The organism is Angustibacter sp. Root456 (assembly GCF_001426435.1).
In the GTDB taxonomy this organism is placed as follows: Bacteria; Actinomycetota; Actinomycetes; order Actinomycetales; family Angustibacteraceae; genus Angustibacter.
This window is the reverse complement of sequence record NZ_LMER01000020.1, coordinates 194,804-217,449: the sequence shown is the minus strand read 5'-3', so window position 1 is coordinate 217,449 and position 22,646 is coordinate 194,804. Positions and strand designations below refer to the sequence as shown.

Below are 22,646 nucleotides of genomic sequence, written 5' to 3'. Positions count from 1 at the left end.
GTCGTCTCGTCGCATCCGCACACGTGGCGGTGGTCTTCCCCTAGGTTGCGGGGGTATGAAGATCGCCGTACCTGCGGAGACCCGTCCCGGCGAGCGTCGCGTCGCGGCGGTGCCCGACACGGTGGCCGCCCTCGTGCGCCAGGGGGCGCAGGTCGTGGTCCAGGCCGGTGCCGGTCGGGCGGCTCTGGTGTCGGACGACGCCTACCGCGAGGCCGGTGCCACGGTGGTCGACGGCGACGTGCTCGCCGACGCCGACGTCGTCCTGCACGTGCGCCCACTGCTGCCGCAGGACGTCGCCCGGCTGCGACGCGGTGCGGTCACCGTGGGGTTCCTGGCACCGTCCGCTGAGCCGGACGGCGTCCGGGCGCTGCGCGACGCCGGTGTCACCGCCTTCGCCGTCGAGCTGGTGCCGCGCATCTCGCGCGCGCAGTCGATGGACGCGCTCACGTCGCAGGCGCTCATCGCCGGTTACCGCTGCGCGCTCGAGGCGGCCATGCGGCTGCCGCGGTTCTTCCCGCTGTTCATGACCGCGGCAGGCACGGTGCCACCCGCGAAGGTGCTGGTGCTCGGCGCTGGAGTCGCTGGGCTGCAGGCGATCGCGACCGCTCGGCGGCTCGGGGCGGTGGTCGAGGCGTACGACGTCCGGCCGGCGTCCGCGGACGAGGTGCGGTCGATGGGCGCGACGTTCGTGCAGCTCGAGCTCGAGGCCATCGAGGGCTCCGGCGGCTACGCGCGCGAGATGGGTGAGGACCGCGCCGCCCGGCAGCGCGAGCTGCTCGCGCCCTACGTCGCCAAGTCCGACGTCCTCATCACGACGGCTGCGGTGCCCGGACGCCCGGCGCCGCTGCTGGTGACGCGCGACATGGTGGCGCCGATGAAACCCGGCTCGGTCGTCGTCGACCTCGCCGCCGAGAGCGGCGGCAACGTCGAGGGGTCGGTGGCGGGCGAGGAGGTGAGCGTCGGCGAGGTGACGCTCGTCGGCATGCGCGACGCGGCCTCGACCATGCCCGTCGACGCCAGCCGCCTCTACGCCAAGAACCTCACGAACCTTTTGGCGCTCATGGTGTCCGACGACGGCGAGGTCGCTCTCGACTTCGACGACGAGGTGCTGGCCGGCGCCTGCGTCACGCACGCTGGCGAGGTCAGGCACGAGCCGACACGACTGCAGCTGGGAGGGGAGGCCTGATGGACGCCATGACGCTGCTGACGTTCTTCGTCCTGTCGGTGTTCGTGGGCTTCGAAGTCGTCTCGAAGGTCTCGACCACGCTGCACACCCCGCTGATGAGCGGCGCCAACGCGATCCACGGCGTGATCCTCGTCGGCGCGATCATCGTCACCGGGCGCTCGGACTCGACGCTGGCGCTGGTGCTCGGGCTCGTCGCCGTCGTCCTCGCGACGGTCAACATGGTCGGCGGCTTCGTGGTCACCGACCGCATGCTCGAGATGTTCAAGGGCCGCTCGAGACCGGCCGGTCGTGGCGGCGGCGACGCCGGGGGTGCCCGGTGAACCTGCTGTCGCCCACCTGGACGGCGCTCGGCTACCTCGTCGCCGCGGTCTGCTTCATCCTCGCCCTCAAGGGCCTGTCGTCACCGGCCTCGGCCCGCCGCGGCAACCTCATCGGGGCGGGCGGCGCGACGCTCGCGGTCGTCGTCGCGTTCCTGTCGGAGGACCTGCACCACGAGGTGGCCATCATCGCCGCGATCGTCGTCGGCAGCGTCGTGGGTGTCCCCGCCGCTCGCCGCGTCGCCATGACGCAGATGCCGCAGCTGGTGGCGCTCTTCAACGGAGTCGGCGGGGCGGCGGCGGCTCTCGTCGCGGGCCTCGAGCTCACTCAGCACGCCAGCCAGGGCGCGGTGTCGGCGGCGGCCGGCGCGTTCACGGTGCTCGTCGGCTGCGTCTCCTTCGCCGGCTCGTGCATCACCTTCGCGAAGCTGCAGGAGCTCATGACCGGGCGACCGGTCACGTTCCCCGGCGGGCAGTACCTGTTCGGCGGTGGCCTGGCCGTGGCCGTGGCGCTCGCCGCGTGGGTCGTGGTGCAGGGCGCCGACGGCCGCCCGTCCGGTGCCGTGCTGGGTCTGCTGGCGCTGGTGTCGCTCGGCGTGGGGGTGCTGTTCGTGCTGCCGGTGGGCGGGGCCGACGTCCCGATCGTCATCTCGCTGCTCAACGCCTTCACGGGCCTCACCGTCGCGGCGTCCGGCTACGTGCTGTCGAACACCCTGCTGCTCGTTGCCGGCACGCTCGTGGGGGCGAGCGGCACGATCCTCACCCGGCTGATGGCGGCGGCCATGGGCCGGTCGATCTCGTCGATCCTGTTCGGAGCGTTCAAGGGGTCGACGGCGGGAACGGCCGGGCCCAGCAGCGACCGGCCGGTGCGCTCGGGCAGCCCGGAGGACGTGGCGATCCTGCTCGGCTACGCGCGCAAGGTCGTCATCGTGCCCGGCTACGGCCTCGCAGTCGCCCAGGCGCAGCACACGATCCGCGAGCTCGCCGAGCTGCTCGAGGCCCGCGGCGTCGAGGTGATCTACGGCATCCACCCGGTGGCCGGCCGCATGCCCGGCCACATGAACGTGCTGCTCGCCGAGGCCAACGTGCCGTACGAGGCGCTCAAGGAGATGGACGAGGTCAACCCCGAGCTCAAGACGGCCGACGTCGCCCTCGTGGTCGGGGCGAACGACGTCGTCAACCCGGCGGCCAAGACAACCCCGGGCGCGCCGATCTACGGCATGCCGATCCTCGAGGTCGACCAGGCCCAGCAGGTGGTGTTCCTCAAGCGCTCCATGCGCCCGGGCTTCGCGGGGATCGAGAACGACCTGCTCTACGACCCCAAGACGATGCTGCTGTTCGGCGACGCCAAGGACTCCCTCACCAAGGTCGTCTCCGCCGTCAAGAGCCTCTGACGTCGGTGGCCCTGTCGCGCAGGGCCGTCTCGGCCCGCCGTCGCAGGCTCTTCCACGACCACACCTCGTCGGTGGTGCCGGCCGAGAAGGCCTTCGCCAGCTCAGACCACGCCACGGGCGGCACGACGAGGTCGGTGTTGCCGAAGACCTCGGCGCGCCCCGGACCGAACGTCTCGAAGCGCAGCAGGCCCTCGACCAGCACTCGGCGTCCCCGCAGGTCGAACCCCACCGGCAGGGCCGGCGAGCGCCAGTCCACGACGCCGGCGACGAAGTGCGTGTAGGCACCCGACCCGGACGTCTTCAGCCCGCGCACCTGGAGGACCGCGAGGTCGCCTCCCTTGAGCGGGACGGCGAACAGGTCGCCCAGCTCGAGATCCGCCGTCGTCCGGGGAACCAGCGGGTATCGACGCACCGGGCGAGCGTACCTAGCGCCTGGGTACGACGGTGCCGACCACTGCCGGCAGCGCCCCCCGGCACCGTCCCCTAGGGTTCATGTCGTGGCCGATCTCGTGTACCCGCCCGTCATCGCGACCTGTCGCCTGGCGTTCAAGCTGCTCGGCATGAAGGTCGAGGTCACCGGCGCCGAGCACGTGCCGGCCACCGGCGGCGCGGTACTCGCCAGCAACCACGTGAGCTACCTGGACTTCATCTTCGCCGGCCTGGCCGGGGTCGAGGCGGGCCGGCTGCCGCGCTTCATGGCCAAGGACTCGGTGTTCCGCGACCGCATCGGCGGCCCGCTGATGCGCGGCATGCACCACATCCCCGTCGACCGCGACGCCGGCTCGGCGTCCTTCCGGCAGGCGCTCGGTGCCCTCAAGGCCGGCGAGGTCGTCGGCATCTTCCCCGAGGCCACGATCAGCCGGTCGTTCACCGTGAAGGAGTGCAAGTCCGGTGCCGTGCGCCTGGCCCAGGCCTCGGGGACGCCGCTGCTGCCCGTCGCGGTCTGGGGTGGCCAGCGGATGTTCACCAAGGGCCGCAAGAAGGACCTCACCTCCCGGGGCCGGCACGTGCTGATCAGCGTCGGCGAGCCGATCGCGGCCCCCAAGGGCGCTGACGGCGACGAGCTGACCCGCACGCTGCGCACACGCCTGCAGGAGCTGCTCGACGACCTGCAGCGCCGCACGCCCGAGCAGCCGCAACCGGGCGAGGACGCCTGGTGGCACCCCGCGCACCTGGGCGGCGCCGCGCCCACGCCCGAGCAGGCCGAGGCCCTGGACGCCGCTGACCGCGAGGCCCGGGGCCGTCGTCCGGAGCCACCCACCGACTGACGGGCAGGGGCGCAGAGGCGGGTCAGTCGTCGAAGCGGGGGCGGAACCGCCGGCTCGACACGATGCCGCGCGGGCCGAAGAGCTCCTCGGACAGCACGGCGAAGAGGAACTGCGAGCGGCCCAGGAAGCTCACCGAGTGCAGCGCCTGCTCCTGCCCCGCGGACTCGAACACGAACTCGCCGTAGCCCAGCAGCCGGCCGAGCACCGAGACGTTGTACGACATGTCGGTGACCTTGGTGAGCGGCATGATCGCGACGCGCCGCGTGATGATGCCGTAGGTGAGCAGCAGCCGCTCGTCGGTCACCACGAACCAGTCGCGGCGGTACTCGTAGAGCCGCCAGAGCATGCGCAGCAGGACGGCGACCGCGGCGAGCGTGATGACGTTGACCAGGAACGGGAACGCGTCCCCTACCTGGACGACGCCCCAGCCCGCGAGCAGCACCGCCAGCACGGACGACGCCACCGGCTCGGCGATCATCGCCCAGTGCCTGCGGGTCGCGATCACCGCGCGCTCCGAGGGCAGCAGGTAGCGCTCGACTTGGCGCAGGCCGGCCGGTGAGACCGCGCTCAGGCGACCGTCGTCCGGTTCGACCGGCTGCACGGCGAGTCCTGCGCTAGCCGGCGAGCAGCGCGTCGAAGAAGTGCCCGACGGCACGCGCGCCGTCGCCGAGGCCGGCCCAGCCGCCCTTCACGATGCTCGCGGCCTGGTCAGGCGACTTGAAGACGGCGTAGACGAAGAAGGCGATGACGATCCACAGCAGCGGCTTGCGCAGCCTGCCCACGCTCATCACCTCCGGTCAGCTCGACGCCTGCTGCAGGGCGCGGATCGCCACAGCACGGCACGGTCCGGATCATCCTGGCGTACCGAGTGCGCCGAACGGGTGAGGCGCGCCGCCCGGCGTGGCGACGCAGCGTCACCACGCCGGGTCAGACGACGCCGTAGAGCCGGTCACCTGCGTCGCCCAGGCCGGGCACGATGTAGCCGAGCTCGTTGAGGTGGCTGTCCATCGCGGCCGTGACGACGGAGACCGGCACCTGCAGCTCGCTCAGCTCGGACTCGAGGCGCGCGACGCCCTCGGGCGCGCTGAGCAGGCAGATGGCCGTGATGTCGTCGGCCCCGCGGTCGACGAGGAAGCGGATCGCCGCCGCGAGCGTGCCGCCGGTGGCGAGCATGGGGTCGAGCACGTAGCACTGGCGGCCGGAGAGGTCGTCGGGCAGGCGCGTGGCGTACGTCGTGGCCGTGAGCGTCTCCTCGTCGCGCACCATGCCGAGGAACCCGACCTCTGCGGTGGGCAGCAGCCGCACCATGCCGTCGAGCATGCCGAGGCCGGCGCGAAGGATCGGAACCACGAGCGGCTTCGGGGTGCTGAGCCGCACGCCCGTCGTCGGCGCCACCGGCGTCTCGATGTCGACCGGCTGCACGCGTACGTCGCGCGTCGCCTCGTAGGCGAGCAGCGTCACGAGCTCGTCGGCCAGTCGGCGGAACGTGGGGGAGTCGGTGTGCTTGTCGCGCAGCGCCGTGAGCTTGTGGGCGATGAGCGGGTGATCGGCGACGTGGACGCGCATACCCCAGAACGTACCGGTCGCCGGGCTCCGCGCGGACCACAACCCGTGAGCACGTGATGACCGCCTGCAGACCCATGACGGCGGCGCGCGTTCATGCCACGATGGGCGCGTGTCGTACTTCTCCGCCGTGATCTGCCGCAACGGTTCCGGCTGGCGTGCGCTCGACGTCGACCTCGAGGACCTCGAGTCCCTGGACGAGGTCGGTGACCACTTGCGGGCCGTGGCCAAGGGGGGCCCGGTGCTCGCCGTCCTGGAGCGCGAGGACGAGTGGTTCGCGCTGATCCGCGTCGACGACGACAACGAGCCGCGCGTGTTTGTCAGCGACCTGGACGCCACGCAGCGCAGCCACTACGCCGAGATGCTCGCGCCCGTGGGTGACGTCGAGCTCGAGGAGTACGCCGACCTGCGCAACCCCAGCGCGTCGACGTCCACGCCGTCGGACCTCGGTGACGACACGGCCGACGACCCGGTCGACGTCGAGGAGCACGACGACACCGAACCTGACCCGCTCCTGTCCGGCGCGGACGACGACCTCGCAGCCGCGGCCATCGACCCCGAGCTGCCGCCGGCCTGGGCCGGTGACCCGGGACTCCTCGAGGACGTCGGCGTCGACGCGACCGAGTTGGTCGACCTCGTGCTCGCGGCCCCGAGCGACCCCGGCTCGGTGGTGGCCGACCTCGGCGAGCGCTGCGGCTTCGACGAGCTCATCGAGGCCCTGCGATAGCCGCGGCCTGGGCTGCCGACCCCGCCGACGAGCGCTGGATGGGGTTGGCGCTCGAGCAGGCGCGCGTGGCGGTCGGCTCGGGCGACGTGCCCGTCGGGGCCGTGGTCGTCGACGCCGCCGGAGAGGTGATCGGCACGGGCATCAACCGGCGCGAGGCGGACGGCGACCCCACCGCCCATGCGGAGGTGCTGGCCCTGCGCGCGGCGGCTCGGGCGCGCGGCGAGTGGCGGCTCGACGGCTGCACGCTCGTCGTCACCCTCGAGCCGTGCCTGATGTGCGCCGGCGCGCTGGTGCTCGCCCGGGTGAGCCGGCTGGTGCTCGGCGCATGGGACCCCAAGGCCGGTGCGACGGGGTCGGTCTGGGACGTCGTCCGCGACCGGCACGTCAACCACCGGGTCGAGGTGGTGGGTGGCGTCCGCGAGCGCGAGTGCGCGCAGGTGCTGCTCGACTTCTTCGCCGAGCGGCGCGACGACTAGCCCGCGCCGAAGGCGAAGCCCGCGAGCACCATGAGCGCCGCGAGGGTCACGACCGTCGCGACGGCCAGGGCGATGCGCAGGACGATCGCGTCGTCCCGATGACTCAGGACGGCGGCTCCGCCCGTCCCGAACGCCGCGAGGCACAGGGCCAGCGCCACGAGCGTCATGATGACGCCGGACCCCACGACGTTCTGCAAGCCACCCCACCACGCGGGGACGGCGATGACGACGAGCAGCAGGACCAGCGCAGCCCAGCCGATCGGGTGGGCCGGCAGCGCGCGGCGAGGCGTGCCGTGGGTGGGTGCGGTGCGGGACATCGCGACCTCCTGCGTCAGCGAGTGGTCCCAGGGCACCTCGCCGTCCGGGCCAGGGGAAGGGTGGAAGGTCCTGCGGCCCCGGATTTCCTGACCACCCGCAGCCTCTAGTAGCCTCTTCGGCGGTGGCGTGTCCGAGCGGCCTAAGGAGCACGCCTCGAAAGCGTGTGTGGGGGTAACTCCACCGTGGGTTCAAATCCCACCGCCACCGCCATGTGATGTCTCAGGACATCTGCAAGGCCCGAACCCACGGAAGTGGGTTCGGGCCTTCGTCATTTCCGGGGTTGGTAGTCCTTGCTGGTGTCGATGGTGAGCTCGCGCAGGAGCTCGCGAGACACCGGTCCCGGATGTCCTGAGCCAGGACACCACCGCCACCGCCATGGGCTGGTGACCACGGGGTTGGACGTTCCGCTGCCTGGATCGGGACAGCGGGAAACCGGTGCGCGCCTGCGGCTGTCGGTGGCATCCTGCCGCCGATGGGAGGAGGCCGCGATGGCCAGGGCCACGATGGTGACGGGGATCTGCTCCGCGGTCGGGGGAGCAGCGTGGACGGCGGCGTGCATCGTGCACGATCAGCAGCCGACGGGCTGCATCGGCGACGGGTGTCTCGACCACGCCATGCGCGATGCGTCCCCGGCGGACGCCGCGCTCATGGCCGTCGCCGGCCTGCTGCTCGCCGTGAGCTGCCTGAGGTTGCTGCTGCTCGCACGGGCCGCAGGCGGATTCGGCCGGGTCGGCACGGCTGCGGCCGCCACCGGTGCCGCGGGCTTCGCCCTCCTGGCCGGCGCCGCGGTCGCCATGACGATCGACGGGAACTGGGACGGCATGCCCGCGCTGGTGGTGCCCGGCGTCGTCCTGCTCGCGGTAGGGATCGTGCTGGTCGCCTGGCTGGTGCTGCGCGCGAGGCTGCTACCGACCGCGCTGGCTGCCCTGCTGCTGGCCACCGCAGCGCTCCTGCCGTTCGCGAACGAGCAGACCTCCCGGGTGCTGCTGGCCGTGCCGTTCGGACTCGCCTGGCTGGCGGCGGGGATCGTCCTTCTCGCGAGTCCGGTAGCTCGCCGGCCGGCCCCGGCTACGGGGGTGCAGTGACCCGGCGACGTCCGGCCCTGGCGGAGACGGGGGACGCCACCTCGGCGTCGGCGTCCGACGTGCGTGCGGGCGCGCGGCTGCTGATCTCGGGCGAGGCTGTGGCGTCGTCCGGGGCGGACGGCCCCTGGCTCGCCTGGGGATGCGGGTTCACGCGGCGCTACTCCGCCGCCGAGGCGGGGCGCTGGGTGCAGGCAGCCGCTTCGCGGTAGTCGCTGGGCCGAACGGGTGAACGGCGTAACCTCCGGCAAATCGCTTCGTTAGTTGGTCAACATGACTTTTGCTTGACCGACCGAGGAGCCACCCATGACCCACCCCGTCCTCCCCTCCTCCCGCACCTCGCAGCGCGCCGCGACCCGGCCGGCGCTGAGGGCGGCCGCCGCCTTCGGCCTCACCGCGGCGCTCGCCGTCACCGGCGCCGGCGGCGCGTTCGCCTCGTCCGGCCACTCCGGCCACTCCGGCCAGTCGGGCCACTCCGGCCAGCCGGGCCACTCCGGCCAGCGCGACAACGGCCACTCCGGCCAGCGAGACAACGCCCACGCGGCGTCGAGCTCTCCCCGCCAGAGCCAGGGGCCGAGCCGGACGGCGAAGCCCGCGGCCCAGCACCACCGCTCGAGCTCGCACGCGAAGACCGCGACGCACCCCGCGCGCCACCCGGCGTCCGACACCTCGTCGACGCGGGCGCAGCGCAGCCACGACCCGCGCGGCAACAACGGCACCATCAAGATCGACGGACCGGCCTACGACACCGGCGTCGACAACGAGCCGCATCCCGGCTGCGCCTTCCGCGTGACCTTCTTCGGCTTCGACGCCGGTCAGACCGCCGACATCACCGTCACCGGCATCGCCCCCACCGGCGGCGGCGTGCTGCTGCACGACACGGCCGTGCCCACGAGCAACGACGCCGCCGGCGGTGCAGCGAAGGACTACGACGGCGCCACCCGGGTGTACACCGTTGACGACCTCGGCCTCAGCGCCGTGACGCCGCACCCCAAGCAGGGCTACCACCTCAAGGTGATGGTCGACTCCCGCGAGGCGCCGGGCGGCGCGAAGCAGAAGGTGCTGTGGCTGGCGCCTTGCGAGCAGCAGCCCTCGCTGGCTGCGGGGGCCCCGCTCTCGCCGTCGGGCACCGTGAGCGCTCCTGGCACCGCGAGCGTGGCCGGTGACACGGCCACCATCGCGGTCGTCGGTTCCGACGTGGCTGGTTCCGACGTCGCTGGTTCCGAGGTCGCTGGTTCCGACGTGGCCGGTTCCGAGGTCGCCGGTTCCGACGTCGCCGGCGCCTCCGCCGACTCGCGGCCGGCCGAGCGCTCACCGCAGGCCGCCGACCAGGTGCTCGGGGCGTCGTACGCGCAGGCGCCGGCCGGCACCACCCTGCGCACCCAGGCGGCGAGCGCCCTGCCCGCCGTCGCCGGCGCCGCGCTGACGTCGCTGGCCTTCACGGGTGCGTCCGGCGTCGCGCTGCTGCTGGCCCTCGGCCTCGGTGCGGTGGCGCTCGGCGTCGCGCTGCGGCTGGCTGGCCGCCGCCGCGCCGTGACCCGCGCCTGACCGTCCAGATCGCAGAAGTGGCCCACCGGATGACCACCGGATGGGCCACTTCTGTGTTCTCGCTGCGTCACTGCCTCCGCAGCAGCGGCACCTGGGCGAGCTCGCGCAGCGTGGCGTGCAGGTGCGCGAGAGGCCGCACGAGCGGGTCGAGGTCGTCCGGCAGGCGCTCGGCGAACAGCGCCTGGTCGGCGCGCTGCAGCGCCGGCGCCGCGGCGGTCACCGGCACGTCGCGCCTCGCCCCGGCCAGCGTGGACGACGACTCGGCCAGCTCGCGGCAGACCTGCGCCACCACAGGGTGCCGGGTGGGGCAGCGGTAGGACGCCACGGTGAGCGCGCGGGCCTGCACTGCCGTCGAGACCAGCAAGGCCAGGCGGTGGCGGGTCTGCTGGCTCTCGTGGCGCCACGGGGACGAGCGGATGAGCGGTCGGGTCACCAGTCGCAGCCGGCGCACCTGGTCGTCGAGCGTGCGCGAGCGCGCATCCAGGTCGGAGCCGGGGGCGCCGCCCGCCACCGCACTGAGCAGGTCGGCCAGGCTGTGCAGCAGGGCGCTCGCCGCGCTGCGCACCGTGTCGCGGGTCGACAGGGGCGTCACCACCACCGCCACGACGATGCCGGCCGCCGCACCGACCGCCGTCTCCTCCAGGCGCAGGACGAGCAGCGCGTCGCTGAAGGTGTGCAGCACCGTGTACATCTGGCCGACCATGATCGTGATGAAGAAGATCATCGCCGCGTACGAGACGCGCACCAGGTAGAAGCCGAAGAACACGCAGAGCAGGATCGTCAGCACGATGGCCGCCGGGTGCCCGTCGGTGAGGTGCGCGACGAGCACTGCCGCCACCAGTCCCACCAGCGTGCCGACCACGCGGTTGACGCCCTTGGTCAGCGAGTCGACGCGCGTGCCGGTGCCGGTGAACGTCACGAACGCCGCGATGACCGCCCAGTAGTAGCGCGTCGGGTCGAGGAAGCGCCCGAGCACGATGGCCAGCGCACCCGCGAGTGCCACCTGCACCGCCTGCCGGCTGGTCAGGTCGAGGCGGGCCAGCGGGTTCCAGCGCGTGCCGCGTGCCGGCACGTCGCGGGCCACGGCTGGTGATCCCGGCAGGTTGCCGAGGAACAGGGCGGTCGTCGGAGTGAACTCGTCCTCGCCGGGCGCCACCTCGGGTGGCTCGCTCGCGTGAGCCGTGAGGTCGAGCAGCTCGAGGGTGCCCACCGACAGCTGGCGGGCCGCGGCAGCAGCGCGCGTCTGGCCGCGCCGGGCGTCACCGAGGTCGCTCAGGTGGACGGCGGCCTCGCGGGCCGCAGCGTCTTGGCGGCGGGCGACGAGGTCGAGCACCGTGTGGGCCGCGTCGCGCAGCGGGGACCGGACGTCGACGAGGTCGACGCTGGCCTGCGCGATGCGCTCCACGGCTTGCTGGGTCTCGAGCAGGCGTCGGCGCAGCGCTGGGGGCGACCAGCCGTCGGGGAGCGCGCCGGCGTCGTCCGACCAGCTCTCAGCCATGAGGGCGGTCTCGGCCAGGCCGGCGTGCCGTGCGCTGATCTGGCGCACCGCGCGGTCGCGACGGTTGCCGCGCCCGGCCGACACCTCGAGCAGGTCGGCGCACTCGCCGACGACCCAGCGCGCCCGGCTGTCGAAGGCGCGCAGCGTGGACCGCATGACCGAGCGAGGGTTGGTGCGCAACACCGTGATCGAGAGGAGGAGCACCCACGCCGAGCCGACCACGACGGCGACCATGAGGTGAGGGATCATCGCTGGCCTCGTCTTGAGGAACGACGCGAAGAAGTAGCCCATCCAGAGCATGAAGCCGTAGAAGAAGAACGGCGTGCCGAAGCGCCGGACGAAGACCGCGACGAATATGACCGCGACGAAGACCGCGAGCATCAGGTCGGTGTGGGCGCCCACCAGCGTGCCGAGGGCGAGCCCCAGGCCGATGGCGACGGGGAAGAGCGCGGCGACCTTGACCTTGCCCCAGACCTCCGGGCCGATGAGGGCGTTCGAGCCCATCATCGCGACGACCGCGCCCAGGATCATCGCGACGAGCGTGCCCTTGCTGTCGGCGCCGCCCAGCCGCGCGACGCCGTACTCCACCACCAGGGCGGTGCCGACCGACACCGCCACCGCCGTCGCCTGCCGCAGCCGTCCCAGGCCGGGATCGGAGGCACGCGCTCGGTCGAGTCCCTCGGCGAGCGTCCCGCGGATCCCTCGCCAGTCCACGGTGCTGCTCCTCACCCTTCCTGGCAGTCGGCCCCGCGCCAGGGTAGTCACCAGGGGGTGATCCGGCGCCAGGTGACCCGCTCGGTCGTAGGCTCGCGCGCATGGCCCGCTACTTCGACGTCCACCCGCAGGACCCGCAGCCACGCAGCATCGGCCAGGTCGTGCAGATGCTGCGGGACGACGCGCTGGTGGCCTACCCCACCGACTCCTGCTACGCGCTCGGCTGCCAGATCGGGAGCCAGACCGGGCCCGACCGGATCCGCCGCATCCGCCACCTCGACGACCGGCACCACTTCACGCTCGTCTGCTCGGACTTCAGCCAGCTCGGCCAGCTCGTGCACCTGGACAACGCGGCGTTCCGGGCCATCAAGGCCGCGACGCCGGGGCCGTACACGTTCATCCTCCCGGCCACGCGCGAGGTGCCGCGCCGCCTCGCGCACCCGAAGAAGCGCACGGTCGGCGTCCGCATCCCTGACCACCCCGTGGTGCGCGCGCTGCTGCGCGAGCTGGGCGAGCCCATGCTGTCGAGCACCCTGCTGCTGCCCGACCACGACGACCCGATGACGGACGGCTGGCAGATCAAGGAGGAGCTCGACCACGTGGTCGACGCGGTGATCGACGCCGGAGACTGCGGTGTCGAGCCCACGACGGTGGTCGACTGGTCGGAGGGCTACCCCGAGGTCGTCCGCGTGGGCGCCGGAGACCCGAGCCGCTTCGCCTGATCCGGCCGGTCCGCCGTCGGCGGAACGGCGTGGTGCCAGCCCGGGCCGTGGTGTGATGATCAAGCCCGGGGAGGTAGTCCATGCTCATCAGCATCCTGCGCACGTACCTGCGCCCCTACCGGCGTGCCCTGCTCGGCGTCGTCGGGCTGCAGCTGGTGGGCACGATCGCCTCGCTCTACCTGCCGAGCCTGAACGCCCGGATCATCGACCAGGGCATCGCGCGCGGCGACAGCGGCTACATCGTGCGCACCGGCGGGTGGATGCTCGGCGTCAGCCTCGTGCAGATCGCGTGCACGATCGCTGCGGTCTACCTCGGCGCCCGCACGGCGATGGCGTTCGGCCGCGACGTGCGCTCCGGCGTCTTCGCGAGGGTCGGCACGTTCTCGGCCCGGGAGGTGAACCAGTTCGGCGCGCCGTCGCTCATCACCCGCAACACCAACGACGTCCAGCAGGTGCAGATGCTCGTGCTGATGACCTGCACGATGATGATCGCCGCCCCGATCATGTGCGTCGGCGGCATCGTCATGGCCCTGCGCGAGGACGTCGGCCTGTCGTGGCTGATGGTGGTGGCGATCCCGGTGCTGGTCGTGGCCATCGGGTCGATCGTGCGGCAGATGGTGCCGGGCTTCCGCCTGATGCAGAAACGGATCGACGAGGTCAACCGGGTGCTCCGCGAGCAGATCACCGGCGTGCGGGTGGTGCGCGCGTTCGTGCGCGAGCCGCACGAGACCCAGCGCTTCGAGCGGGCCAACACCGACCTCACTGACGTCGCCCTGCGCGTCGGCCGGCTGATGATCCTCATCTTCCCGACCGTGATGCTGATCCTGAACGCCTCGAGCGTCGCCGTGTTGTGGTTCGGTGGTCACCGAGTCGACGAGGGCGCCATGCAGGTGGGATCGCTGACGGCGTTCCTGCAGTACCTCATGCAGATCCTCATGTCGGTGATGATGGCCACCTTCATGGCGATCATGGTGCCGCGCGCGTCGGTGTGCGCCGACCGGATCGGTGAGGTCATGGGAACCAGCTCGTCGGTCGTCCCACCGAGCCAGCCCGTCCGCGAGACCACCGCGCCGGCGTCCGTCGAGCTTCGGGACGCCGGATTCACCTACCCCGGCGCGGATTCGCCTGTGCTGGAGGGGATCTCGTTCACTGCGCAGCCAGGTCAAGTGACCGCCGTGATCGGAAGCACGGGCTCGGGCAAGACGACGCTGCTCGGGCTCGTGGCGCGCCTGATCGACCCGACGGTCGGCAGCGTGCGCATCGCCGACGTCGACGTGCGTGACCTCGATCCCGAGCTGCTCTGGCACCGCATCGGGCTGGTGCCGCAACGGCCGTACCTGTTCTCGGGCACCGTCGCCAGCAATCTGCGCTATGGCAACCCCGACGCCTCGGACGACGAGCTGTGGGCGGCGCTCGACGTCGCCCAGGCGTCTGACTTCGTCCGCGAGGCGGGCGGACTCGAGGCGCCGATCGCCCAAGGCGGCACCAACGTCAGCGGCGGTCAGCGTCAGCGGCTGTGCATCGCCCGCGCCCTGGTGGTGCGTCCGGACGTCTACCTCTTCGACGACGCGTTCTCGGCCCTCGACCTGGCCACGGACGCACGGCTCAGACGCGCGCTGCAACCCATCACCGGGGAAGCCACCGTCATCGTGGTGGCGCAACGGGTCTCGACCATCATCGACGCCGACCAGGTCGTCGTCCTCGACTCCGGCCGCGTCGTCGGTATCGGCCGGCACGACGAGCTGCTCGAGACCTGCCCGACGTACGCCGAGATCGTCGAGTCCCAGGCCGCAGCGCAGGAGGCGGCATGAGCGCCACCGGCCCCGGACGCCAGGTGCCGCAGCGGATCAACCGCCCCGGCGCGGCTCGTGGCCCGCACTTCGGTGGCATGGGGATGCCGACCGAGCGCTCGATCGACTTCGGCCCGTCGGCGAAGCGGCTCATGGGACGCCTACGCCCGCACCGCAGCCGCGTGGTGCTGGTCATCGCGCTCGCCGTAGTGAGCGTCGGGCTGAGCGTGCTCGGCCCCAAGGTGATGGGCCGTGCCATCGACATCATCTTCGCCGGCGTCGCCGGCCGGCGGCTGCCGGTCGGGTCGTCGCTCGATCAGGTCGTCGCCTCACTGCGCGCCCGGGGCGAGGGCGGCATGGCCGACATGCTGGCGCGACTGCACGTCGTACCCGGCGCCGGCGTCGACTTCGGTGCGCTGGCGCGGGTGCTGATCGCCGTTCTCGTGATCTACCTGGCGTCGTCGGTGTTCTCCTGGCTCCAGGGCTACATCCTCACCGGCGTCGTGCAGCACACCGTGCAGCGGCTGCGCAGCGACGTCGAGACCAAGCTCAACCGGCTGCCCCTCGGCTACTTCGACGGCCAGCCGCGCGGCGAGCTGCTGAGCCGGGTCACCAACGACATCGACAACATCCAGCAGTCGCTGCAGCAGACGCTGAGCCAGTTGCTGACGTCGCTGCTCACCGTGGTGGGCGTGCTCGTGATGATGGTGGTCGTCTCGCCGTTGCTGGCGGTCATCGCACTCGTCGCGGTGCCCCTGTCTGTCGTCGTCACCCAGCAGATCGCCAAGCGGTCGCAACCGCTGTTCGTCGACCAGTGGCGGCACACGGGCGAGCTCAACGCGCAGATCGAGGAGGCGTTCACCGGGCACGAGCTGGTGAAGGTCTTCGGCCGCTCGCGCGAGGTCGAGGCCGCCTTCGACGCGAAGAACGACGAGCTGTTCGAGGCCAGCTTCGGCGCGCAGTTCGTGAGCGGCATCATCATGCCGACGATGATGTTCATCGGGAACCTCAGCTACGTCGCGGTGGCCGTGGTGGGCGGGCTGCGGGTGGCGTCCGGCGCGATCAGCCTCGGTGACGTCACTGCCTTCATCCAGTACTCGCGGCAGTTCACCCAGCCGCTCACGCAGGTGGCCTCGATGGCCAACCTGCTGCAGTCGGGCGTCGCGTCGGCCGAGCGGGTGTTCGACCTGCTCGACGCCGCGGAGGAGGTGCCGGACGCGGCGGTGCCGGCGCAGGTGGTCGAGCCGCGCGGCCGCGTCGAGTTCGAGCACGTGTCGTTCCGGTACAAGCCTGACGCGCCCCTCATCGACGACCTCTCGCTCGTCGCCGAGCCCGGCCACACCGTGGCCATCGTCGGCCCCACCGGCGCGGGCAAGACCACGCTGGTCAACCTCGTGATGCGCTTCTACGACATCGCATCGGGGCGCATCACCCTCGACGGCGTCGACATCTCCCAGCTGGCCCGCGACGACCTGCGCGGCCGCATCGGGATGGTGCTGCAGGACGCGTGGCTGTTCGGCGGCACGATCCGCGACAACATCGCCTACGGCAACCTCGGGGCCACCGAGGAGCAGGTGCTCGCGGCGGCCCGAGCGACGTACGTCGACCGATTCGTCCGCGCCCTGCCGAACGGCTACGACACGGTGATCGACGAAGAAGGCAGCAACGTCAGCGCGGGTGAGAAGCAGCTCATCACGATCGCGCGCGCCTTCCTGGCCGACCCGTCGCTGCTGATCCTCGACGAGGCGACCAGCTCGGTCGACACCCGCACCGAGGTGCTGGTGCAGCAGGCGATGCACGCGCTGCGCCTCGACCGCACGAGCTTCGTCATCGCCCACCGGCTGTCGACGATCCGCGACGCCGACCTGATCCTGGTCATGGAGTCGGGCCGCATCGTGGAGCAGGGCACGCACGCCGAGCTGCTGGAGCGGCACGGCGCCTACTACCGGCTGTACTCTGCGCAGTTCCGTGGCGCCCACGTGGACGCCGACGACCTGGTGCGGGAGGGCTGAGCCGATGACGGTCGACGTGCTGACCGGCGTCACCGTGGTCTCACTGGCGGTCAACGTGCCCGGACCCGTTGCGGTGGCTCGCTTGCAGGCGCTCGGTGCCGACGTCACGAAGATCGAGCCACCCTCCGGCGACCCGCTGCGACTGGCGAGCGAGGCGTGGTACTCCGCGGTCACGCGCGGGCAGCGGGTGCGGGTGGTCGACCTGAAGACGGTTGAGGGGCGGTCGGCGCTCGACGACGCACTCGCCGGTGCCGACGTCATCGTGACGTCGTCTCGAACCGCTGCGCTGCAACGGCTCGGGCTCGACTGGCCATCGCTCCACCGGGAGTTCCCGCAGCTGTGCCACCTCGAGATCGTCGGCGACGTCGACTCGGCGCACGCCGGCCACGACCTCACGTACCAGGCCGCCAACGGCATGGTGCGGCCCCCGCAGCTGCCGACGGTGCTCGTCGCCGACCTCGCGGGAGCCGAGCGGGCGGTGGCCGAGGTGCTCGCCGCGCTGCTGCTGCGGGTGCGCGAAGGAGTCGGCGTGCACCGGGTGGTCGCGCTCGCCGACGTCGCGCGCGACCTGGCCGCGGCCGCGCGCTACGGCCTGACGACCGAGGGCGGTGCGCTCGGGGGTGCGCTACCGGCGTACGGGCTCTACGAGGCCCGCGAGGGCTGGGTCGCCGTCGCCGCGCTCGAGCCGCACTTCTGGCGGCGGCTGTGCACCGAGCTCGGCGTCGACGGCACGCGTGAGGACCTCGAGGCCGCCTTCGCGCAGCGCCCGGCCCGTGACTGGGAGGTCTGGGCGCGCGAGCACGACCTGCCGCTCGTGGCCGTCTCCCACCCCGCCTGACCGGGCCGTCAGGACGTAGGGCGCGCCGTGGCGGTCGCGGTGCCCGTGCCCGTCGCGGTGCCCGCTCCCGTCGGCGAGGGCGTGACCGGCCGGCAGGTGGGCGTGCCCGTCGGCGTCGGCGTGCTGGACGCCACGGGCTTCAGGCCCCGGTACTTCGCCCCGAGCACGAGGTCGACCACTGCCGTGCGCCGGGCGTCCTTGACCAGCTTGGCTCCCGAGAGCTGGGCCGCCACGAGCTTCGCGGCCGCGGTGCCCTTGGCGCCGTAGCGGATCTCGGCCGCACCGGGGATCTTCGCGTGCTTGGGGTCGTTCGCGATGGCTGCCACGTTGAACGTCCGCAGGTCGAGCGCTGTGGCGACCTTCGCGGCCAGGCCGTTGCGAGCGGTGCCGTTGTAGACGTTCACCGTGACTTTGTCCGGCGTCAGCACGGGCGCCGCCGGCGTGGACGTCGGGCATGGCGGCAGCGCGGCGATGTTGACCTCCTCGGGCCCACCGAGGGCACCGGAGTAGAAGCCGTAGGCCACCGCGCCCGCTCCGACGAGCAGCACCACGACGACCCCGAGCGTGATCCACTGGCGGCGCCGGCGGCGCGTGCGCCAGGACGACGCTTCCTGGATGTACGCCATGGCGCCCCCTCGGTCAGTCCTCGATGACGAGCACCCGCGCATGGAGCACGGGCCGTTGCTGCAGCGCGGCCCGCAGCGCGCGGTGCAGGCCGTCCTCGAGGTAGAGGGTGCCCTGGTACTCCACCACGTGCGCGAACAGGTCGCCGTAGAACGTCGAGTCCTCCGAGAGCAGCGCGTCGAGGTCGAGGGTGCGCTTGGTGGTGACCAGCTCGTCGAGGCGCACCTGGCGCGGCGGCACGTCCGACCAGTCCCGGGGCGTGGTGAGCCCGTGGTCCGGGTACGGTCGCGAGTCCCCGACGGCCTTGAAGATCACCCCCCGATCCTACGGGGACTTGGCCGCTACGCTCGGGCGACGACCGGGGCGGCCCGGGCGTGGCGCGCCCGCCGGCCGCCATGACGCTGCGACCGCGTGGAGGACCCATGGCCGAGACGGCGAACGACCAGCTGGAGCAGATTCGTGCCGGCTACGGCGTGTCGGGTCCTGCGCTCGACCTCGGTGCCGCCGTCAGCGACGGCACGGCGCACGCCGACGCACCGGTGCGGATCCCGCTGTCGTCGCTGAACCGGCACGGCCTGGTGGCAGGTGCCACGGGCACCGGCAAGACCAAGACCCTGCAGGTCATGGCCGAGCAGCTGTCGGCCCAGGGCGTGCCGGTGTTCCTCGCTGACATCAAGGGCGACCTGTCGGGCATCGCGACGCCGGGCGCCACGAACGACAAGATCACGGCGCGCGCCACCGAGGTCGGCCAGGACTGGACGCCCACCGCGTTCCCCACCGAGTTCCTCTCGCTCGGCGGCCAGGGGTCGGGGGTGCCCGTGCGCGCCACCATCACCAGCTTCGGGCCGACGCTGCTGGCCAAGGTGCTGGGGCTCAACGAGGTGCAGGAATCCAGCCTCGCTCTCGTCTTCCACTACGCCGACAAGAACGGCCTGTCGCTGCTCGACCTCGCCGACCTGCGGGCCGTCGTCCAGCACCTGACGTCCGACGAGGGGAAGGCCGAGCTGAAGGAGCTCGGGGGCCTCTCGGCGGCGACGGCGGGCGTGATCCTGCGCGAGCTCATCACGTTCGCGGACGCCGGCGCCGACGTCTTCTTCGGCGAGCCGGAGTTCGACACCGCCGACCTCATGCGCACGACGAGCGACGGCAAGGGCATGGTCACGTGTCTGGAGCTGCCGGGTGTGCAGGACAAGCCGCAGCTGTTCTCGACCTTCCTGATGTGGTTGCTCGCCGACCTCTTCCACGACCTGCCTGAGGTGGGCGACCTCGACAAGCCCAAGCTGGTGTTCTTCTTCGACGAGGCCCACCTGCTGTTCTCGGGTGCCAGCAAGGACTTCGTCGCGGCGATCGAGCAGACCGTGCGGCTGATCCGCAGCAAGGGCGTGGGCGTGTTCTTCGTGACGCAGACGCCGAAGGACGTGCCGTCCGGCGTCCTCGCGCAGCTCGGCAACCGGGTGCAGCACGCGCTGCGGGCCTACACCCCGGACGACGCCAAGGCGCTCAAGGCGACGGTGTCGACGTTCCCGAAGTCGGGCTACGACCTCGAGGAGCTGCTGACCCAGCTCGGCACCGGCGAGGCCGTGGTGACCGTGCTGTCCGAGCGCGGCGCGCCGACGCCGGTCGCGTGGACCCGCCTGCGCGCGCCGATGTCGCTCATGGCGCCCTCGGACGCCGCGCTCGTCACCGCCGCCGTCGAGGCGAGCCCGCTGAAGGCCCGCTACGGCCAGGCCGTCGACCGCGAGTCGGCCTACGAGCTGCTCAACGCCCGGCTGGCCCAGGCGCCGGCCGCCGATCCCGCTTCACCCGCGCCCGCGCCCGCCCCGACACCCGCGCCGCGCGAGGAGGCGCCCCGTGCACCCCGCCCTCAGGCGCAGGAGGAGTCGATGGTGGAGAAGGTCGTGACGTCGTCCGCCTTCAAGTCGGCGCTGCGCTCGGCCGGCACGGTGCTGGGTCGCGAGATCACCCGCAGCCTCTTCGGCACCGCCCGCCGCCGCCGCTGACGAGAGCAGAGCAGTGGGGCACTGCACGGCCTCGCCGTGCCCCACTTCTCTGCTCTCGGCTTCTCGGCACTCGATTTCTCGGACCTCGGTGCCCGCTGACGCGCGAAGGGCCCGGACGTCGTCCGGGCCCTTCGCGGCTGGCGGAGGATAGGGGATTTGAACCCCTGAGGGTGATTAACCCAACACGATTTCCAATCGTGCGCACTAGGCCACTATGCGAATCCTCCGCGGGCGAGAATACCGGAGCCGCGCGTCACCCTCGACCACGCCGTCTTCACGGCGAGGTCGTGGTCGGAGTGGAGGCCCGGCTCCTTGTAGAGTGGATGCCGACCCCTCGTGCGGCGTCATCTCGCTGAACCCCCCCAGGGCCGGAAGGCAGCAAGGGCAGGCGGGCTCTGGCGGGTGCGCGAGGGGTCGCTGCTGTCCGCCCCTGCTCGCTGTCGGGAGGGCGGGCTAGGGTCGACCCGTGTCGACCGCCCTGTACCGCCGCTACCGGCCTGAGACCTTCGCCGACGTCATCGGGCAGGAGCACGTCACCGAGCCGCTGAGCCAGGCGCTGCGCACCGGCCGGGTGAGCCACGCCTACCTGTTCAGCGGCCCTCGGGGGTGCGGCAAGACGACGTCCGCGCGCATCCTCGCGCGGTGCCTCAACTGCGAGCAGGGCCCCACTGACAACCCGTGCGGCGAGTGCACCTCGTGCGTCGGGCTGGCCCGCGGCGGCCCCGGCACGGTCGACGTCATCGAGATCGACGCCGCGAGCCACGGTGGTGTGGACGACGCCCGCGACCTGCGCGAGAAGGCGTCCTTCGGGCCGGCGGTGAGCCGCTACAAGATCTACATCATCGACGAGGCGCACATGGTGACCTCGGCGGGCTTCAACGCGCTGCTCAAGGTCGTCGAGGAGCCGCCGCCGCACGTGAAGTTCGTCTTCGCGACCACCGAGCCCGAGAAGGTCATCGGCACGATCCGCTCGCGCACGCACCACTACCCGTTCCGGCTCGTACCGCCCGTGCGGTTGCAGGACTACCTGGGCGAGCTGTGCCAGCGCGAGCAGGTGCAGGTGGCCAAGGGCGTGCTGCCGTTGGTGGTGCGGGCAGGTGGTGGGTCGGTGCGCGACTCGCTGTCGGTGCTCGACCAGCTCATCGCGGGCTCGTCCGACGACGGGATCACCTACGAGCGGGCGGTGTCGCTGCTCGGCTACACGGACTCTGCGCTGCTCGACGCCGTGGTCGACGCCTTCGCGGCCGGTGACGGGGCGACGGTGTTCCGGGTGGTCGACCGCGTCATCGAGTCCGGGCACGAGCCGCGCCGCTTCGTCGAGGACCTGCTCGAGCGCTTGCGCGACCTCGTGGTGATCAGCGCGGTGCCCGAGGGCGCGGGTGCGATCTTGCGCGGCACGCCCGAGGACCAGCTCGACCGGATGCGCGACCAGGCCGCCCGGTACGGCGCCGCCGAGCTCTCGCGCGCGGCGGACGTCGTCAACACCGGCCTCACCGAGCTGACCGGGGCGACCGCCCCGCGCCTGCAGCTCGAGCTGCTGTGCGCCCGAGTGCTGCTGCCGGCGGCCGACGGCGCCGCCGGCTACGGCGCGCGGCTCGACCGGATCGAGCGGCGGCTGTCGGTCGCCGCACCGGCACCGGTGCCAGCGGCCGCGGCGCCCGATCGTGGTGCCCCCGCATCACCTGTGATGCCCACGCACCACGCTCAGCCGGTGGCCGCGGCACCCGAGGCCGAGCCGGCGTCCGAGCCCGAGCCCGAGCCGACCCAAGAGCAGCCGCCCGAGCCGGCGCCCGAGCAGTCGCCGGGTCCGCCGGCCAGGCCCACCACACCGCCCGCCCCCGCGCCGACGCCGGGCGCGCTCGACGTCGAGGCGATCCGGCACGCGTGGCCGGACGTCGCCACGCGCCTGTTCAGCATGAAGAAGGTGACCTTCATGATGGTCAAGGACGCCCAGGTGCTGGCGTTCGACGGCCGTCGGGTCACGTTGGGCATCGCCTCCGAGGGAGCCGCCGCGAACTTCCGGGCCGGCGCGCACGGTGAGTTCGTGCGGCAGGCGCTCATCGACGTCCTGGCGCTCGACGCCCAGGTCGAGGCGGTGCACGGCGACACGGTGCCCTCCCGGCCCGGTGCTCAGGCCACCGCACCGAGCGCACCAGCGCCCGCTCGCCCACCCGCCGACGAGTCCGGCGAGCCCGCCGGCTGGGGACGGGCGCCCGCGCCGGCAGCGCCCTCGTCCGAGCGTCCCGCCCAGCAGGCCGCTGCGCCGCCCGCTGGCGAGCGGCCGGCGCCGTCGTCCGAGAGGCCCCAGCGGTCGGACGCCACACCGCCGCAGCGTCCGGCACCCTCCGACGCGCGCGAGGCCGGTGCGCGCCCGCCGCGCGAGGCGCCCAGCCCTCCGGCAGCACCGGCTGCGCCGATCCCTCCCCGGGTCGCGCCGCAGGACGACCATCCCAGCGTCGACGATGACGACGCCGATGACAGCGACCTCGTCGGGCGGCCGGTCGTCGAGCGGCTGCTCGGGGGCGTCGTCATCGACGAGAGCGACGGCTGAGGGCGAGTCACCGCGCGT

The 22,646-nt window shown here is 72.5% G+C and carries 23 protein-coding genes, 2 tRNA genes and 1 other RNA gene; 17 read left to right on the top strand and 9 right to left on the bottom strand.

What is annotated here, in order from left to right:
- The first annotated feature begins 55 nt into the window (after nt 1-55).
- Genes ASD06_RS15760 through ASD06_RS15750 form a run of 3 tightly spaced genes read left to right on the top strand, consistent with a single transcriptional unit; the run spans nt 56 to nt 2,897 of the window.
- Nucleotides 56-1,186 (top strand): Re/Si-specific NAD(P)(+) transhydrogenase subunit alpha, encoded by a 1,131-nt coding sequence (locus ASD06_RS15760; RefSeq protein WP_056679833.1) that lies wholly within the window; start codon nt 56-58, stop codon nt 1,184-1,186.
- Nucleotides 1,186-1,506, top strand: a complete 321-nt coding sequence (locus ASD06_RS15755) for an NAD(P) transhydrogenase subunit alpha (RefSeq protein ID WP_056679830.1) — start codon at nt 1,186-1,188, stop codon at nt 1,504-1,506. Before ASD06_RS15760 ends, ASD06_RS15755 begins: the two co-directional genes overlap by 1 nt.
- Complete coding sequence (locus ASD06_RS15750) at nt 1,503-2,897, top strand: NAD(P)(+) transhydrogenase (Re/Si-specific) subunit beta (protein ID WP_056679827.1); 1,395 nt, start codon at nt 1,503-1,505, stop codon at nt 2,895-2,897. Before ASD06_RS15755 ends, ASD06_RS15750 begins: the two co-directional genes overlap by 4 nt.
- Here ASD06_RS15750 and ASD06_RS15745 read toward each other — a convergent pair.
- Nucleotides 2,884-3,309, bottom strand: a complete 426-nt coding sequence (locus ASD06_RS15745) for a hypothetical protein (RefSeq protein WP_056679824.1) — start codon at nt 3,307-3,309, stop codon at nt 2,884-2,886. The genes ASD06_RS15750 and ASD06_RS15745 overlap by 14 nt on opposite strands.
- An 85-nt stretch (nt 3,310-3,394) precedes the next feature.
- Between ASD06_RS15745 and ASD06_RS15740 the strand changes: the two genes are divergently transcribed.
- On the top strand, nt 3,395-4,165 hold the full coding sequence (locus ASD06_RS15740; protein WP_056679821.1) for a 1-acyl-sn-glycerol-3-phosphate acyltransferase: 771 nt from the start codon (nt 3,395-3,397) through the stop codon (nt 4,163-4,165).
- A 22-nt stretch (nt 4,166-4,187) separates the two neighbouring features.
- Here ASD06_RS15740 and ASD06_RS15735 read toward each other — a convergent pair whose 3' ends face one another.
- The 3 genes from ASD06_RS15735 to upp all read right to left on the bottom strand — a co-directional run bounded on the left by ASD06_RS15735 (nt 4,188) and on the right by upp (nt 5,731).
- Nucleotides 4,188-4,766, bottom strand: coding sequence for a PH domain-containing protein (locus ASD06_RS15735; RefSeq protein WP_056679818.1), 579 nt, complete (start codon nt 4,764-4,766; stop codon nt 4,188-4,190).
- Nucleotides 4,767-4,779: 13 nt separating this feature from the next.
- Nucleotides 4,780-4,947, bottom strand: coding sequence for a hypothetical protein (locus ASD06_RS19195; RefSeq protein ID WP_235502369.1), 168 nt, complete (start codon nt 4,945-4,947; stop codon nt 4,780-4,782).
- Nucleotides 4,948-5,092: 145 nt separating this feature from the next.
- Complete coding sequence (gene upp, locus ASD06_RS15730; RefSeq protein ID WP_056679815.1) at nt 5,093-5,731, bottom strand: uracil phosphoribosyltransferase; 639 nt, start codon at nt 5,729-5,731, stop codon at nt 5,093-5,095.
- A 109-nt stretch (nt 5,732-5,840) separates the two neighbouring features.
- On the opposite strand from upp, the gene ASD06_RS15725 reads away from it, so the two are divergent.
- Nucleotides 5,841-6,455, top strand: a complete 615-nt coding sequence (locus ASD06_RS15725) for a tRNA adenosine deaminase-associated protein (protein WP_056679812.1) — start codon at nt 5,841-5,843, stop codon at nt 6,453-6,455.
- A complete protein-coding gene (gene tadA, locus ASD06_RS15720; RefSeq protein WP_255354513.1) occupies nt 6,452-6,931 on the top strand; it encodes a tRNA adenosine(34) deaminase TadA in 480 nt (159 codons plus the stop codon). Before ASD06_RS15725 ends, tadA begins: the two co-directional genes overlap by 4 nt.
- Here the strand turns inward: tadA and ASD06_RS15715 are convergent.
- Complete coding sequence (locus ASD06_RS15715; protein WP_157371757.1) at nt 6,928-7,248, bottom strand: hypothetical protein; 321 nt, start codon at nt 7,246-7,248, stop codon at nt 6,928-6,930. The genes tadA and ASD06_RS15715 overlap by 4 nt on opposite strands.
- 121 nt (nt 7,249-7,369) lie before the next feature.
- On the opposite strand from ASD06_RS15715, the gene ASD06_RS15710 reads away from it, so the two are divergent.
- From ASD06_RS15710 to ASD06_RS15695, 4 genes are all read left to right on the top strand, one after another.
- Nucleotides 7,370-7,459, top strand: a tRNA-Ser gene (locus tag ASD06_RS15710).
- 278 nt (nt 7,460-7,737) lie between these two features.
- A complete protein-coding gene (locus tag ASD06_RS15705) occupies nt 7,738-8,334 on the top strand; it encodes a hypothetical protein (RefSeq protein WP_056679802.1) in 597 nt (198 codons plus the stop codon).
- On the top strand, nt 8,331-8,543 hold the full coding sequence (locus tag ASD06_RS15700; RefSeq protein WP_056679799.1) for a hypothetical protein: 213 nt from the start codon (nt 8,331-8,333) through the stop codon (nt 8,541-8,543). Before ASD06_RS15705 ends, ASD06_RS15700 begins: the two co-directional genes overlap by 4 nt.
- Nucleotides 8,544-8,637: 94 nt before the next feature.
- Nucleotides 8,638-9,879 carry a hypothetical protein gene (locus tag ASD06_RS15695; protein WP_056679796.1) on the top strand — a complete coding sequence of 414 codons (1,242 nt, stop codon included), beginning with the start codon at nt 8,638-8,640 and terminating at the stop codon, nt 9,877-9,879.
- A gap of 67 nt (nt 9,880-9,946) precedes the next feature.
- Here ASD06_RS15695 and ASD06_RS15690 read toward each other — a convergent pair whose 3' ends face one another.
- Nucleotides 9,947-12,091 (bottom strand): FUSC family protein, encoded by a 2,145-nt coding sequence (locus ASD06_RS15690; RefSeq protein WP_056679793.1) that lies wholly within the window; start codon nt 12,089-12,091, stop codon nt 9,947-9,949.
- Nucleotides 12,092-12,192: 101 nt separating this feature from the next.
- On the opposite strand from ASD06_RS15690, the gene ASD06_RS15685 reads away from it, so the two are divergent.
- From ASD06_RS15685 to ASD06_RS15670, 4 genes are all read left to right on the top strand, one after another.
- The gene (locus ASD06_RS15685; RefSeq protein ID WP_056679790.1) at nt 12,193-12,813 is read left to right on the top strand and encodes an L-threonylcarbamoyladenylate synthase; all 621 of its coding nucleotides are present in this window, start codon (nt 12,193-12,195) and stop codon (nt 12,811-12,813) included.
- An 80-nt stretch (nt 12,814-12,893) separates the two neighbouring features.
- A complete protein-coding gene (locus tag ASD06_RS15680; RefSeq protein WP_056679787.1) occupies nt 12,894-14,624 on the top strand; it encodes an ABC transporter ATP-binding protein in 1,731 nt (576 codons plus the stop codon).
- Complete coding sequence (locus tag ASD06_RS15675) at nt 14,621-16,615, top strand: ABC transporter ATP-binding protein (RefSeq protein WP_056679784.1); 1,995 nt, start codon at nt 14,621-14,623, stop codon at nt 16,613-16,615. Before ASD06_RS15680 ends, ASD06_RS15675 begins: the two co-directional genes overlap by 4 nt.
- Before the next feature lie 4 nt (nt 16,616-16,619).
- On the top strand, nt 16,620-17,453 hold the full coding sequence (locus tag ASD06_RS15670) for a CoA transferase (protein WP_056679781.1): 834 nt from the start codon (nt 16,620-16,622) through the stop codon (nt 17,451-17,453).
- Between the two features lie 8 nt (nt 17,454-17,461).
- On the opposite strand, the gene ASD06_RS15665 is transcribed toward ASD06_RS15670, so the two are convergent.
- Both ASD06_RS15665 and ASD06_RS15660 read right to left on the bottom strand, forming a co-directional pair.
- A complete protein-coding gene (locus ASD06_RS15665) occupies nt 17,462-18,079 on the bottom strand; it encodes a LytR C-terminal domain-containing protein (RefSeq protein ID WP_056679778.1) in 618 nt (205 codons plus the stop codon).
- 13 nt (nt 18,080-18,092) lie between these two features.
- A complete protein-coding gene (locus ASD06_RS15660) occupies nt 18,093-18,392 on the bottom strand; it encodes a type II toxin-antitoxin system VapB family antitoxin (protein WP_056679775.1) in 300 nt (99 codons plus the stop codon).
- Nucleotides 18,393-18,499: 107 nt separating this feature from the next.
- On the opposite strand from ASD06_RS15660, the gene ASD06_RS15655 reads away from it, so the two are divergent.
- On the top strand, nt 18,500-20,077 hold the full coding sequence (locus ASD06_RS15655) for a helicase HerA-like domain-containing protein (RefSeq protein WP_056679772.1): 1,578 nt from the start codon (nt 18,500-18,502) through the stop codon (nt 20,075-20,077).
- A gap of 138 nt (nt 20,078-20,215) precedes the next feature.
- Here the strand turns inward: ASD06_RS15655 and ASD06_RS15650 are convergent.
- Nucleotides 20,216-20,304 (bottom strand) — tRNA-Ser (locus ASD06_RS15650).
- 98 nt (nt 20,305-20,402) lie between these two features.
- Here ASD06_RS15650 and ffs point away from each other — a divergent pair.
- Together ffs and ASD06_RS15645 are read left to right on the top strand one after the other, a co-directional pair.
- Nucleotides 20,403-20,499, top strand: an RNA gene (gene ffs, locus ASD06_RS18625) — signal recognition particle sRNA small type.
- A 44-nt stretch (nt 20,500-20,543) separates the two neighbouring features.
- Nucleotides 20,544-22,628 (top strand): DNA polymerase III subunit gamma and tau, encoded by a 2,085-nt coding sequence (locus ASD06_RS15645; RefSeq protein ID WP_056679770.1) that lies wholly within the window; start codon nt 20,544-20,546, stop codon nt 22,626-22,628.
- The last annotated feature ends 18 nt before the right edge of the window (nt 22,629-22,646 follow it).